Annotated in this window: 13 protein-coding genes; 9 read left to right on the top strand and 4 right to left on the bottom strand. The window is 52.1% G+C overall.

Features of this window, described 5'->3' with window-relative positions:
• Positions 1-166: 166 nt before the first annotated feature.
• The 4 genes from purM (at position 167) to fadE (ending at position 5,277) form a co-directional block, all read left to right on the top strand.
• Positions 167-1,207, top strand: coding sequence for a phosphoribosylformylglycinamidine cyclo-ligase (gene purM / locus IE054_RS16420; protein WP_189408231.1), 1,041 nt, complete (start codon positions 167-169; stop codon positions 1,205-1,207).
• The gene (gene purN, locus IE054_RS16415; protein ID WP_189408229.1) at positions 1,204-1,854 is read left to right on the top strand and encodes a phosphoribosylglycinamide formyltransferase; all 651 of its coding nucleotides are present in this window, start codon (positions 1,204-1,206) and stop codon (positions 1,852-1,854) included. The genes purM and purN overlap by 4 nt, the downstream gene beginning before the upstream one ends.
• Positions 1,817-2,545 carry a DUF3108 domain-containing protein gene (locus tag IE054_RS16410; protein ID WP_189408228.1) on the top strand — a complete coding sequence of 243 codons (729 nt, stop codon included), beginning with the start codon at positions 1,817-1,819 and terminating at the stop codon, positions 2,543-2,545. Before purN ends, IE054_RS16410 begins: the two co-directional genes overlap by 38 nt.
• A gap of 272 nt (positions 2,546-2,817) precedes the next feature.
• Entirely contained in the window at positions 2,818-5,277 is a 2,460-nt protein-coding gene (gene fadE, locus IE054_RS16405; protein WP_189408226.1) for an acyl-CoA dehydrogenase FadE, read from the top strand.
• 104 nt (positions 5,278-5,381) lie between these two features.
• Here fadE and IE054_RS16400 read toward each other — a convergent pair whose 3' ends face one another.
• The 4 genes from IE054_RS16400 to IE054_RS16385 all read right to left on the bottom strand — a co-directional run bounded on the left by IE054_RS16400 (position 5,382) and on the right by IE054_RS16385 (position 9,719).
• The gene (locus IE054_RS16400; RefSeq protein ID WP_189408224.1) at positions 5,382-6,392 is read right to left on the bottom strand and encodes a M14 family metallopeptidase; all 1,011 of its coding nucleotides are present in this window, start codon (positions 6,390-6,392) and stop codon (positions 5,382-5,384) included.
• A 2-nt stretch (positions 6,393-6,394) separates the two neighbouring features.
• The gene (locus tag IE054_RS16395) at positions 6,395-7,843 is read right to left on the bottom strand and encodes a glutamate-cysteine ligase family protein (protein WP_189408221.1); all 1,449 of its coding nucleotides are present in this window, start codon (positions 7,841-7,843) and stop codon (positions 6,395-6,397) included.
• 148 nt (positions 7,844-7,991) lie between these two features.
• Positions 7,992-8,996: an adenosine deaminase gene (add, locus tag IE054_RS16390; protein ID WP_189408219.1), complete on the bottom strand. Its 1,005-nt coding sequence runs from the start codon at positions 8,994-8,996 to the stop codon at positions 7,992-7,994.
• A gap of 87 nt (positions 8,997-9,083) precedes the next feature.
• A complete protein-coding gene (locus IE054_RS16385; RefSeq protein WP_189408217.1) occupies positions 9,084-9,719 on the bottom strand; it encodes a response regulator in 636 nt (211 codons plus the stop codon).
• Between the two features lie 188 nt (positions 9,720-9,907).
• Here IE054_RS16385 and cmoA point away from each other — a divergent pair, with 188 nt between their 5' ends.
• The 5 genes from cmoA to IE054_RS16360 all read left to right on the top strand — a co-directional run bounded on the left by cmoA (position 9,908) and on the right by IE054_RS16360 (position 14,665).
• Positions 9,908-10,654: a carboxy-S-adenosyl-L-methionine synthase CmoA gene (gene cmoA / locus IE054_RS16380; protein ID WP_189408216.1), complete on the top strand. Its 747-nt coding sequence runs from the start codon at positions 9,908-9,910 to the stop codon at positions 10,652-10,654.
• 1 nt (position 10,655) lies between these two features.
• Positions 10,656-11,639 (top strand): tRNA 5-methoxyuridine(34)/uridine 5-oxyacetic acid(34) synthase CmoB, encoded by a 984-nt coding sequence (gene cmoB / locus IE054_RS16375; protein ID WP_189408215.1) that lies wholly within the window; start codon positions 10,656-10,658, stop codon positions 11,637-11,639.
• Positions 11,640-11,735: 96 nt separating this feature from the next.
• Positions 11,736-12,614 carry a kinase gene (locus IE054_RS16370; RefSeq protein WP_189408213.1) on the top strand — a complete coding sequence of 293 codons (879 nt, stop codon included), beginning with the start codon at positions 11,736-11,738 and terminating at the stop codon, positions 12,612-12,614.
• Between the two features lie 3 nt (positions 12,615-12,617).
• Entirely contained in the window at positions 12,618-13,433 is an 816-nt protein-coding gene (locus tag IE054_RS16365; RefSeq protein WP_189408211.1) for an HAD-IIB family hydrolase, read from the top strand.
• An 8-nt stretch (positions 13,434-13,441) separates the two neighbouring features.
• Positions 13,442-14,665, top strand: a complete 1,224-nt coding sequence (locus tag IE054_RS16360; RefSeq protein ID WP_189408209.1) for a glycosyltransferase family protein — start codon at positions 13,442-13,444, stop codon at positions 14,663-14,665.
• Position 14,666: the final 1 nt, after the last annotated feature.

Below are 14,666 nucleotides of genomic sequence, written 5' to 3'. Positions count from 1 at the left end.
GATGACTAACGACCGTTCCCCGCTAACCAGCGGTATAGGTCACAGTGCTGCGGGTAACATCAGGCGTGTTCGACCCTTCTTTAGGAAAGCGGGGCAAGGAAGTTGGCGATGGCGCTGCTTACTGGTAGAATCCGCGTTCTTCTACCCCACAGCAGCAAGGCAAAACGTGAGCGATAAAAATCCTTCCCTGAGTTACAAAGACGCTGGTGTTGATATCGACGCCGGAAACGAACTTGTTGAACGCATTAAATCGGTAACCAAACGTACCCATCGCCCCGAGGTGAAAGGCAACCTGGGTGGTTTTGGTGCCCTGTGTGAACTGCCGACTAAATATAAGCGGCCCCTGCTGGTTTCCGGCACTGATGGTGTTGGCACTAAGTTGCGCGTTGCCATGGATGCCAACCGTCATCATGGTGTCGGCATTGATTTGGTCGCAATGTGCGTGAACGATTTGATTGTCCAGGGTGCCGAACCACTGTTCTTTCTCGACTACTATGCAACCGGCAAACTGGATGTCGATGTAGCGGCAGACGTTGTCACCGGCATTGGTGAAGGCTGTGAGCAGGCTGGCTGCGCACTGATTGGTGGTGAAACAGCTGAAATGCCCGGTATGTACCAGGACGGTGATTATGATATTGCCGGCTTCTGTGTGGGTGTGGTTGAAGCGGACGATGTTATTGATGGCTCGCAGGTAAAACCTGGGCAGTCGCTCATCGCGCTGGGTTCGTCTGGTCCGCATTCTAACGGTTACTCGTTGATCAGAAAGATTCTTGAGGTCAGCAACGCCGACCTGCAGCAGGATCTCGAGGGACAGCCTCTGATTGAGCATCTGCTTGCGCCGACCCGTATTTATGTTAAAAACGTGCTCAAGTTGCTTGAGTCTTTCAACGTCAGTGCAATCTCGCATATCACTGGCGGTGGTTTCTGGGAAAATATTCCGCGCGTGCTGCCCGAGCATGCCAAGGTTGTGATTGACGAAAACAGCTGGCAATGGCCAGCGGTATTCAACTGGCTGCAACAGGCAGGCAATGTCACGCAACATGAAATGTACCGTACCTTCAACTGTGGGGTTGGCCTGGTACTGGTAGTCGATAGCGACGATGCTGACGAAGCGGTTGCCGCACTGACTGACATGGGTGAGAAGGCCTGGGTGATCGGTCGCATCGAAGCGAAAGACGGTGACAGTCAGGTAGAGATCGCATCGTGAGTAATGACCGTAAAACCCTGTGTGTGCTCATTTCGGGTAATGGCAGTAACCTGCAGGCGATCATTGATCGCATTGAAGCTGGCAAGCTGAATGCCACCATTGGCTGTGTTATCAGCAATCAGCCGCAGGCATATGGATTGCAGCGAGCACAGCAGGCAGGTATCGACAATTACTGCCTGAGCCATCGCGATTATGAGAGTCGCGAGGCCTATGACGAAGCACTGGCAGCGTTGCTTGCACGTTATCAGCCAGATTGTGTGGTTCTGGCGGGGTTTATGCGCATACTGACAGAATCGTTTGTAAACCGTTTTTCCGGTCAGCTGGTGAACATTCACCCGTCTTTATTGCCGAAGTACAAAGGGCTGAATACGCACCAGCGCGCTATCGACAATGGTGATGATGTGCATGGTGTCAGTGTACATTACGTTACCCCGGAACTGGATGGCGGGCCGGTCATCGTGCAAAGCCGGGTGCCGGTATTCAGTGAAGACACTGCCGACGAGCTGGCATCGCGGGTGCAGGAGCAGGAGCGTCAGCTTTATCCGCTGGTGCTGGACTGGATATGCAATGACCGACTCTATATGAAGGACAATAAGGCTGTATTGGACAATGAAGAACTTCCCCAAACTGGTTACGCAAGCGATTAAACCGCTAACGGTAAGTCTGGCGCTACTTTTCCCCGCTGCTGTGATAGCAGCTGACGAGGCACCCCTCACGCCCTTTCACGCGGTCTACACGGCATATAAATGGGGTGATGATGTGGGTACGGCGGAAATGACGCTGAAAAAACTCAGCCCTGCACAATACTCACTTACCTACTCGTCTCATGTGTCTAAATTTTTTCTCTCTGACAAGCGCTACGAACACTCAATTTTCGACGTTGCAGACGGTGAACTGGTGCCCGATGAGTACCATTACAGCCGCAGCGGAACCGGGCCGGATAAAAAGCTGTCAGTGCGTTTTGAGGGCGGAGAAAACCCGACGATCACCGTGGACAATGAAAAAACCATGGCCTGGCAGGGCGAGTTAGACAATCAAATCTACCGCATTGAACTGCCCCGTCAACTGGCCGCTGGTGCCGAGGCGTCAGCCTTTGATTTTATTAATTACCGCGGTCAGCAACGCCATTATGGGGTCAAAGTACTTGGCGAGGAAACACTGACACTCCCCTACGGTAAACTGGACACCATAAAAGTGAAGTTAGTGCGTGACTCAAATAAGCGTGAAACCTTTATCTGGTTTGCCCCTGAGCTTGACTACAATCTGGTGCGCCTGCAGCAGTTTAAAGACGGTGACGAACAGGGTGACATCAAACTGAAGTCTTACACACGGCACTAAGCTGTATGTGGCGATGTGCCGCGTGTGCGCGGCACGTTAGTGTCCCCTCATAGTCCCACAGTGATAGTTCACCGACCCCAACCTGATTAACCACCCCCCCCACTAATTATCCGTGTAAAAATCTTGATCTTTACCTGGTTCGTATATAGGTTTACACCATGCTGGTCTGACCTCGAATCTGAATCAGATTTAGTCACTTAAGTTCAACCCCACAGGTTGACTGTTTAAGACCGGCAACGAATCATCTATTACGCCCTAATCAGGAGAGAGGTATGGCAGCGTTCATTTGGTTTTTACTGGTTGTGCTGACACTGGCGGTTGCCAGCTACAAGCGCACCAGCCTGACAACTGCAGTCTTCGCAGGTGCTGCAGTGATGGTCCTTGGGACCTTGTTTGGGGATGTTGGCATCATTGGCTGGCTGGTTTATCTGATCATTGCCGTGCCGTTATCCGTGACTGACATTCGCCAGAATTACATTACACGCAAATTACTGGCGTTTTATAAAAAGGTGATGCCGGAAATGTCGGCCACTGAGCAGGAAGCCATTGATGCCGGTACGGTCTGGTGGGACGGAGATATTTTCAGCGGCAAACCAGACTGGGACAAACTGCACCGTATTTCACGCAGCCGTTTGAGCGCTGAAGAACAGGCTTTTTTAGACGGGCCATGTAATGAAGTGTGCAATATGGTGGATGAATGGCAGATCAATCATAAAGATGCCGATCTGTCGCCTGAAATCTGGGCGTTTCTTAAAAAGCATAAATTTTTTGCCATGATCATCAAGAAGCAGTATGGCGGACTGGAATTTTCAGCCTATGCGCAGTCCCGGGTGCTTCAGAAACTGGCAGGCTGCAGTGCCGTGCTTTCTTCAACGGTGGGTGTTCCTAATTCACTGGGCCCGGGTGAATTGCTTCAGCACTATGGCACACCAGAGCAGCAGGACTACTATCTTCCGCGCCTGGCCAACGGCGACGAACTCCCCTGTTTCGCGCTAACCGGTCCTGAAGCCGGTTCCGATGCCGGTGCTATTCCGGATACGGGCGTGGTTTGCAAAGGCCAGTGGGAAGGCGAAGAAGTATTGGGCATGCGCCTTAACTTTGATAAGCGTTATATTACTCTCGCGCCCGTCGCAACCGTTGTCGGTCTGGCGTTTAAAATGCAGGACCCGGATGGTCTGCTGGGCGACAAGAAAGATCTGGGGATCACCTGTGCCCTGATCCCGCGTGACACCAAGGGGCTGGAAATTGGCCGCCGTCACTTCCCGCTGAATACACCGTTTCAGAATGGTCCGATTCGCGGTAATGACGTGTTTGTTCCTCTGGATTTCATTATTGGCGGCAAAGCGATGGCTGGTAAAGGCTGGCGTATGCTGATGGAATGTCTGTCTGTAGGCCGCTGTATTACGCTGCCCTCCACTGCCGCAGGTGGTGCCAAATCAGTGGCGCTGGCGACTGGCGCCTATTCGCGTATTCGCCGTCAGTTCCGGATCCCGGTTGGCCATATGGAAGGCGTGGAAGAAATGCTGGCACGCATTGCCGGTAATGCCTACCTGATGGACGGGGTCACGCGTTTTTCTACGGCCGGGGTCGACTTAGGTGAAAAACCGTCGGTTATTTCTGCGATTGCGAAATACCACCTGACTGAAAAAATGCGTCAGGTTATCAATGACGCCATGGACGTCCATGGCGGTAAAGGCATCATGCTGGGGCCAAATAATTACCTGGGCCGTGGCTACCAGGGCGCCCCCATTTCAATTACTGTTGAAGGTGCGAATATCCTGACCCGTAATATGATGATCTTCGGTCAGGGCGCCATGCGCTGCCACCCTTTTGTGCTTAAGGAAATTGAAGCAGCCGCGCTGGATGACAAGCGCGAACAGCTTAAAAGCTTTGATAAGGCTGTCTTTGGGCATATTGGCTTCGCCATTGCGAACACCGTACGCAGCCTGTGGTTCTCATTAACCGGTGGCCGTTTCCACAGCGCCCCGTTTACGGATGAGACCTCCCGCTACTACAAACTGTTACAGGGCTATAGTGCCAACCTGGCCATGATGGCTGATATCTCTATGGGCGTCTTAGGCGGCGATCTGAAGCGTCGTGAGCGCTTGTCTGCGCGCTTGGGTGATGTGCTGAGTGGTTTGTACATGGGAAGCACAACCCTGAAGCGCTTTGATGAGGATGGCCGGCTTAAAGAGGATCTGCCACTGCTGCACTGGGCGATGCAGGACACGCTGTATGCCATAGAGTCTGCCATTGACGATTTTCTGCAGAACTTCCCAAACCGGGCCGTTGCCAATTACATGCGTGTAATTGTTATGCCCTTTGGTCGTCGTATCGGTAAGCCCGATGATCGCCTCGAAAACGAGGTGGCAACCATGCTGCAAACGCCGTGTACTGCACGCAGTCGTCTGGGCGAAGGCCAGTACACGACGCGCGAAGAAGGAAACCTGATGGGCGATCTTGAGCAGACGCTGGATGATGTCATTGCCAGTGAGCCTGTGTTTGACAGAATATGTAAGCACAAGGGCGAGAAACTTCCCTTCACCCGTCTCGACGTGCTGGCTGATGAGGCGCTTGAAGCTGGCATTATTAATGATGACGAGGCTGCGCTGCTTCGCCGCACAGAAGCAGGCCGCTTACAAACCATCAACGTCGATGACTTTGAGCATGAAGAGCTGATTGCCAATCAGTCGGTCAAAAAAAGTAAAACCAGGAAAGAAAAAGCCGCCTGAGCAGAAACGGCTTTTAATCTTTGAAGGGCAGCACGTGCTGCCCTTTTTCATGCCTGTCTGGTCCGTATATTGGGCTTATCTCCCGTCTGTGTGGAAAGATAACATCAGCGCTTTTCGTGAATAAAATAGAACAAGCAGTCGGAGCGTGCGATGTCAGCGATGGTTGTCACCATAAACAACTGCAAAGGCACTGCCGTAAACAGACAATGATCCTCTACGCAGAAATAAGAAGACAGTTCTGCCCTGCGGTCATCAAGACGAAAGTCTGACAGGCCATTCTCCCGTACCCAGCCAAGATGTGTACCCGCTGGTGTATACCCAAAATTAAGTGATTCAATATCAGTTCGCAGGCAAACACTGGTCGCACTGTCCGGTCCATCCAGATACGCAATAGTACTCCCTGGTTGCAACTCGAGTCTTCTGGGGTAGTGCAGTAACTCGACACGGTGTTTAAGCGCATATATATCGGGCTCAGTAAATAGCGTGCGTAAGCCGCAAACAGCGGTCTCGTCAGCCAATGCATCTTTCGCTCCCCCGGCTTCTATGGTTACCACCGGGCCACTAAACGACTGCTCCATCAGTGAACCAAGGCGCAAATCTGTCACGATCATTCGTGAAGTAAAGCAGGAAGCCAGCGCCTGATGCGCGTTATCGCCACTGATGCTGACACTAAAATCGGGCCCGCTACCGGAGGTGTTGTGCAAATCAACCACACACTCAGGGTTAAGTTTCGCAATGCAGGCTTTAATGGCTCCGGCCAGCTGAAATTGCGCACTCTCGCCACCCGGTCCGAAACACCGGTTTAAATCTTCCTGCCCCGGTAACATTCGGTGACTGAAGCGGGGTCTGGTGGCAGCGGCAGCAGTCGACGCGATGATAACATGGCAGGTCACCGCCGGGATCAGGCGTTCCTGCGCCAGCGCCAGAACAGCCCGTAGCCCGGAGGGTTCGTTACCGTGCAGCAGGGTCACCACAACCCGGCAACGGCTGCTGTCCAGGCCAAGAAATGTCAAAAGTGACGGGCCACCAAGACTGAGTAGAAACCCCTCCAGGCTTCGCTTACGCGCGGCGCTGTAAACATCGGTGATGTGATGTAAAGTCAAAGGCTCTGTCATCGTTAGCGCCACTGCGATACCGGCAGGCCCTGCTGGGAATTTTCCATATACCTAATCAGCATACGTCGCAACGTTGCCGACTCGCCACCATAGCCTCCGAATTTCTGTAACTGATGTAACTGCCAGGCTGCACCTGTCTGTCCTGTCGCCAGACGGTCCTCAATAATGCTCATTAATGATGCGATCTCATCACTGGCGACATCAAGCATGCGTAGTCCTGCTGCCGCGTCGCTTAATGCATTGCTTAGCACTTCTTTTACGGGCGTTTCGCGTACCCCATGCTGTCCGGATTGCGGCCACAGAATATGCGCCGTCAGACCATCTTTCGCAGCGCGGTAAAAGTTGTACTCTGCATAGTTAAAGGGAATAGCCGGCAACAGCCCCTGAATCTTATCCGCATACGTCGTGGTCAGCCCAATCAACAGCGCCGCATTCGCCATCATATCTGTTACTGTTGGACCTGACGGCAGCGCGCGAAACTCGATACGTAAGTGCGCGTCTTTGCCTGCATCAAACACTGCACGATTCCATGACCATACCGTTCCATGGTGCAGACTCAGTTCTGCAAACGGTGGGCCTTCGTCAAATACATATGGAATGAGCGGCGCATACAGCGCCACATTTTCAGCAAATAATTCCAGGGCGCTTTTGCGTACCCAGCCATGTCCAAAACAAACACGCGCTGGCTGCCGCCAGTTTTTAGTGGCCGGGTGTCGATCATCAATCGATTGTTTAAACAACGCAATACGGGTTTCCTGCCACAGTCGCTTGCCTAAAAACGTCGGCGAGTTCCCGGCAACGGCCATTGCCAGCGGTGTAATTAGTTGCGCCGCATTATAAAAATCCGCAAAGCGCTCGGCAGGTACTTTAAGATGAACCTGAAACGAGGTGTTCGCGCCTTCGAGGGTAAGCTCGTCAGACAGCATTTTTAACGAATCAATTCCGTTTATATCGACAGAAAATGCACCACCTTTGGCGCCGGTAAGGCCATTTGCAAGAGCCCGGTAACGCGGCCTGTCAGTCATAAATGTCGGCTCAAGGTGGGTCCGGTCAAGCGTGGGAAGAATTCCTGTCGTTGCAATGTCAGCGCCATGCGAACTGGCATGTTCCCGAAGCTTACCGACGATCTGATTCAGTTCGTTGCCCATTGCCTGGAACGGCGCACCGGCAGCCGCCACTGGCGACAGATTTACTTCAAGGTTGAAACGGTTTAACTCTTCGGTCAGCAGCGGATGGGACATATCTGTAAGTAATGATTCATTCAGCGCTGCCGGACAATAAGTATCGTCCACAATGTAGAGCTCTACTTCCGCGCCCAGTGTCGCGGGGCCAGAAGAAAAACCGGGCTGCGCCAGCCGTGCTTCCAGTGCCTGTAACTGTTCATTTAACCGCTGACAAAATCGCTGTTGATCGTCGCGGGTGAAGGTATCTTTATGTATTTCCCTGCCCATCAGTCTCGTCCTGTCTGGTCGGCTTAACGTCAGTATAGACAAGCTTGCTATGATTTCCGGGGTAAATATATCTGCGTGTCAGGCAGTGTCGGCTTAATGGGGCGTTCTGGGATTTTGCCCGGTGCGATGGTGGTTTTGCTTTGTTGCTTTAGTGCCCGCCCCGTTTTTTCTGCCGAATAAGCCGTTTTTCGCTGTCTGATAAAAAAGCCTGCTCCAGTGCCGTCTGTTGCACATTGGCAAGCGTGCTTTCAGACAGTCCCAGGGCTGATGCCGCGAGCGCATATTCGGAGGACAGGGTGATCGCTGACACGCCGGGATCATCGGTATTGAGTGTGACAGCCATACCGGCGTCTAAGAAGCGTCGGAACGGATGATTGGCGGTATCGGTAAATGCCCCGGTCTGGTAGTTTGAGGTAAGGCAGCTTTCAATACCGATATTGCGCTTGGCCAGTTCGCTCATCAGTTCCACCGACGTAACCGCGGCAACACCGTGACCGATGCGTGATGCCCCAAGTTCATCGATAGCCTGGCGTATGCTAGCAGGGCCATCCGCTTCACCAGCATGCACCGTTATGGCAAGCCCCGCATCGCGTGCTTTTTTGAAATGCCCGGTAAACAGCGCCCCAGGGAAGCCTTTTTCATCCCCCGCCAGATCCAGACCTACCAGCGCATCCCGGTAATGTAGCAAGGCGCTGAGTTCTTCATAACAACGGTCAACACCAAAAGTACGACTTAAAATACCCAGCAGCCCTACCCTGACACCAAACGCCCTGACCCCGGCTGTGACACCATCAATGACCGCTTCTGTGACCGCATGCAGGGACAGATTAAATGCCTGCGCCATAAAAGCAGGCGAGAAACGCAACTCGACATAATCCAGCTGTTCTGCGGCTGCATCCTCTACGTTCTCATAGGCGATGCGCCGGCAGGCATCCGGCTCGCGCAGGACATCCATGCCATGCTGAAGACAGCCGATAAACGCCATCAGATCACTGGTTCTGTCCTGGATCTGCACATATTCGGCCAGGGCCTGTGGTGTCTTTACAGGGAGTGGCAGACTGTATTGCTGCGCGAGATCAAATATCGTGGCAGGACGGACATTACCGTCAAGGTGCCGGTGCAAATCCACCACCGGTAAATCATAATTAAGCATACTTACAGGTTCCCGTCGGGCCAGCAATAAACCATCATGCTCAGGCACTACAAAGCCGAAGCGGTCGCAGACGTTATCGCCTGTTTCCTAACTTAGCTGCAGTTTATCCATCAGTAAAACCGCCTGTGTGCGTGTGTTAATTTCCAGTTTGCGCAGGATGGCGCTAATGTGGGCTTTAATGGTTGCTTCGGTCACATTCATTTCATGGGCAATTTGTTTGTTCATCAGCCCTGAACGCAAGTAGGCAAGCACCTGAATTTGTTTAGGCGTTAGTTCCCGGAAGCGGGTAATCACATTTTTAATGTCGTCGTCTACTTTATCCAGCTTCTCCCGCATACCCGCTGGCAGCCATTCTGAACCCGCTGCAATCTGACTGATGGCTTCAGCCAGTTCCCGGGTAGGTGTGGATTTAGGAATGAAGCCCTGTGCGCCCATACTCATCACCTGCGCAACGACTTCCACGCCTTCGCTGGCTGACACTACGGCGACCGGAATGTCGGGAAACACCTCACGCAGGGTGAGCAGGCCGTTGTAATACTCACCGCCCGGCATGTTTAAGTCGAGCAGGATAAGATCGACAGGCTGGCCCTGCTGCAGTTGCTTTAACACCCCTTCCATACAATCGGCTTCTGATAATTCAGCGGTCTCATAGTAGGGTGTCAATGCACCAATCAGCGCTTCCCGGTATAACGGGTGATCATCTGCGACCAGAATTCGTTTCATCGAAATACTACATCCTTTTACGTATGGTCCTGATAGGTTAATACTTTAGACTAAGATCTGAAAGCGTAAAAGGTGTTGTCGTGGATTAACAAACGTGCGAACACCGGCAATTGTTGCCACGAACGTTGGCATTTGCATTCAGGCAGGTAAAATTGCCGCCGTTTACTATCAACCTGTAGGAATAACGCGTGAACAATTCCGATAAGATTTTTGCCAGTCCACTCAATCGTGTCGAAGACTTTTCCTTTGATGAAGCGGTTGCTGATGTCTTCCCTGATATGATCACCCGATCTGTACCAGGTTATCAGACCATCGTTAATACCATCGGAGAGATCGCTGCGCGTCAGGTTAAACCCCATACCCGTGTCTACGATCTTGGCTGTTCGCTTGGCGCTGCCAGTTTTGCTGTTTCCCGTGCCACCAGCGGGACGCCCTGCGACATTATTGGCATAGACAGTTCGCAGGCAATGGTCGGGCGTTGCCAGCGTATGGTGCAGGGTTTTAGTCTGCCCAATCCGATATCCGTGTCCTGCCAGAAAGCGCAGGATGTCGACATCAGCAACGCATCGCTGGTGATAATGAACTTTACACTTCAGTTTATCCCGCCGCCGGATCGTGATGCCATGCTTCAGAAAATTTATGATGGCCTGTGCCCCGGAGGGGCCCTGGTGCTCTCGGAAAAAATAAGTCACCCGTCACAGGCGGGCAATGAGTTGCTGGTTGACCTGCACCACCAGTTTAAGCGCAGCAACGGCTACAGTGAACTTGAGATCAGTCAGAAGCGGGCCGCTTTGGAAAACGTGATGCTGACTGACAGTTTCGACACCCATGAAAGCCGGCTGAAAGAGGCTGGTTTTGACGATGTGGTACTGTGGTTTAAGTGTTATAACTTTGCCTCGATGATTGCCATAAAAAGCGCGCAACAGGAGACATAAGATGGCCAAAGCGCAAATTAACTGGTTCCATGACTGCTATCAGTCACTGCTTCAAAGCCCACTCTCGCACTGGCTGGAGACGTTACCGGCACAGATGACTGACTGGCAACGCCATGCGCGTCACGGCAATCTGGACAAATGGGTAAAGTTATTGAGTAAACTGCCCGATACCCGCGTCACGACGGTAGACCTGCGTCAAAGTGTGACATTCGGTTCACCTGAAGACGTTGATGAATATACGCAAAACCAGATCACAGGCCTTTTCAAACAGTTCATGCCCTGGCGCAAAGGCCCCTATGAGATCCATGGGATCCACATAGATACGGAATGGCGTTCAGACTGGAAATGGCAACGGCTGGCCCCACATATTCAGCCATTACAGGGCCGCACAATACTGGATGTCGGTTGTGGCAGCGGTTATCACATGTGGCGCATGCTGGGGCAGGATCCTGATCTGGTCATTGGCATTGATCCCACACAGTTATTTCTTATCCAGTTTCAGGCAATCAAACACTTTAATCCGGATACGCGTATTCACTTGCTGCCGCTGGGAATAGAGCAAATGCAGCCATTGCAGGCCTTCGATACCGTATTTTCAATGGGCGTTCTGTATCACCGTCGCGACCCTATCGAGTTTCTCAATCAGCTTAAGCATCAGTTACGTAAAGGGGGAGAACTGGTCCTGGAGACGCTGGTTGTAGAGGGTGATGATACGACGGTCTTTATGCCCGGTGAGCGCTATGCTCAAATGCGTAACGTCTGGTTTATTCCCAGTACAGCGGCACTTACCGTGTGGCTTGAACGACTGGGGTTTGACGATATCCGCGTGGTAGACAACTCGCCTACAACGCTTGATGAGCAACGCACCACAGAATGGATGCCGTCACAGTCACTGAAAGATTTTCTTAAGCCGGAAGATCTTTCACGCACTATTGAGGGGTATCCTGCACCACAACGTGCCGTCATTCTGGCAACACGCAAATAATGCACCGGACAACCGACATGCCGTGAAACTGGCACAGATGTTGAAGCCTGCCTGGTTATCTCCCGCATCAATACGGCGTACCGAAAGGAAGTAACAATGGATATTGCGGCGTTTTTACAACAACACAGACTGCCAGAGGCTTACGCCGACGCTGCACAAAAGTGGTTCATTCCGGCGGCAAAAAATCTGCACTCGCACTATAAGGGTGCAAAACGGCCTATGATTGTCGGTATTAACGGGTGTCAGGGCTCTGGTAAATCCACCCTTGGCGCCTTCATCGAAGCCTACCTCACTGAGAACCACCAGCTAAATGTTGTCAGCTTATCGCTGGATGACTTTTACCTTGCCAGTACTGATCGTCAGTCACTGGCCGTCAAAGTGCATCCGTTGCTGGCCACACGGGGCGTACCCGGCACACATAATATGCAATTGGCGCTAAGTACACTCGACAGGCTCAGTAATTATGGCACGGTTTCACTGCCCCGCTTTGATAAAGCCAACGATAACCCAATGAGTGTCGGCGACTGGCCGGTCGTTAATTCGCCTTGCGATATCATTATTCTTGAAGGCTGGTGTGTTGGTGCGCCTCCGCAACCCGATACAGCGCTTCAGACACCGGTGAATGACCTTGAGCAGGAACAGGATCCGCTTGGGATTTGGCGCAAATTCGTCAATACTCAGTTAGCAGGTAAGTACCAGACACTGTTTGAACGAATCGACCATATGCTTATGCTAAAGGCCCCTTCCTTTGAACAGGTTTTCACCTGGCGCTGCGAGCAGGAGCACAAGCTGGCTGAACGGATCCGTGCCCAGGGAGGTGCAGCAACAGCGATCATGAGTGACGACGATATATGGAACTTTATTCAGCTTTATCAGCGTCTGACAGAGCATTGCCTGGCTTGTCTGCCGGCACTGTCAGACCAGGTGCTTCATTTGGATAACCAGCGCACTGTCACGGCGCTTGACCAGGCCTGATTTATGAACACTGTCATTTTCACTGATATGGACGGCACGCTGCTCGATCACGACACCTATTCGTTCGATGCAGCTAAGCCCACACTGGATAAGCTGCAGGCGCGGTCTATTCCGGTCATTCCAACTACCAGTAAAACCTTTGCGGAAATGCTGGTTCTGCGGGACATCCTTGGCCTGAATGGCCCATTTATTGTGGAGAATGGCGCGGCTGTTTACCTTCCTCATGGTTTTTTTGGAAAAAAACCGACCGGCACGGTGTGGCAGGACGGATTCTGGTGTAAGCCGTTTATTTCATCGAAAGCCTACTGGCTGAAAATGCTGGAACTGGTTAAAGACGAATACCCGGATGCATTTACCCACTTCGCAGACATGAGTATCAGCGACATCCAGGCGGCAACCGGGCTGGATGAAGCGTCCGCAAGTCGGGCTGCGCAACGTCAGTTTGGCGAGCCGGTATTATGGCAAGGCAGTGATGATCAGAAACGTGCGTTCATTGCGGCATTGACCGAACGGGGCGCCAACGTCCTGGAAGGTGGTCGTTTTATTCATGTTTCCGGTGACTGCAATAAAGGTCAGGCACTGACCTGGTTTATGCAGGAATACGAGCGTCAGGATGCAGCACCTGCCCGTTCAATCGCACTGGGCGATGGAAAAAACGACATCGCCATGATGGAGGCAGCCAGCATTGCGGTGCGAATTGCATCGCCGGTCCATGCACCACCAGAATTAGAAAAACAACAGCAGGTTTACACCAGTACCCTATTCGGCCCCGAGGGCTGGACTGAAATGTTAACCCAATTGCTCGACTTAGAACCCTAGGAGAAATCATGGCTGATTTTTATCAAAATGGCGTGATCACGACACTGCACAATTTATCACGCCGGCCAACAGAAGATCTGGAAGCCGAATTGCTTCGCTTTTCACAGAAACGCCCGATGGCGCTCATTCTTCCTTCTCTGTTTTCAGAGCTTGAAGGAGAAGCCCTGCCTTTGATTCTTGACGAGCTTACCCATGTACCCTACTTGTCGGAGGTCGTGATTGGCCTGGACCGGGCAGATAAGGCGCAGTATCAGCACGCACTTAAATTTTTTGACAAACTGCCTCAGCATCACCGGGTACTCTGGAATGACGGTCCGCGTCTGAAAGCCATTGATGAAGAGTTGCAGCGGCACGGGCTGGCACCGAAGGAGATGGGTAAAGGGCGAAATGTCTGGTACTGCATGGGCTACATCCTGGCATCCAACAGAGCTGAGTCAGTGGCACTACACGACTGCGATATTGTGACTTATAACCGTGACCTGCTGGCCAAGCTGATTTACCCGGTTGCCAATCCCAACTTTAACTACGAGTTTTGTAAGGGCTACTATGCCCGCGTGGCAAACGGTAAAATCAATGGCCGGGTATCCCGGTTGCTGGTGACACCGCTGCTGCGCGCTCTGAAACGTATTATGGGCAACAATGAATACCTCGAATTCATGGACAGTTTCCGTTATCCGCTGGCGGGCGAGTTCTCATTTCGCCGTGATGTACTCAACGACATTCGCATCCCCAGTGACTGGGGTCTGGAAATTGGGGTGCTGTCAGAAATGCACCGTAACTACTCCCACAACCGGCTGTGTCAGGCTGACATCTGTGATGTGTACGATCACAAGCATCAGGATCTGTCGCTGAATAACGATCAGGGCGGCCTGTCTAAAATGTCTATCGATATTACCAAAGCGGTGTTTCGTAAGTTAGCTACCCAGGGCTATACCTTCAGCAATGAAATGTTCCGTTCGATCAAGGCGACGTATTTCCGCATCGCTCTGGACTTCATTGAAACCTATCACAATGATGCCGAAATGAACGGCCTCAACCTGGACATCCACAGCGAAGAAAAAGCCGTTGAAATGTTTGCCAGTAATGTGATGAAAGCAGGCCAGAGCTTTCTTGAAAACCCTATGGAAACGCCCTTTATTCCCAGTTGGAACCGCGTGACCAGCGCCGTACCCGATATTCTGGACCGCCTGCTTGAAGCCGTAGAAGCTGATACTGCTGAACTGAAGGGATAAG

The organism is Alteromonas halophila (genome assembly GCF_014651815.1).
Taxonomy (GTDB): Bacteria; Pseudomonadota; Gammaproteobacteria; order Enterobacterales; family Alteromonadaceae; genus Alteromonas; species Alteromonas halophila.
The sequence above is the reverse complement of the archived record's forward strand: the minus strand, read 5'-3'. Positions and strand labels throughout refer to the sequence as shown.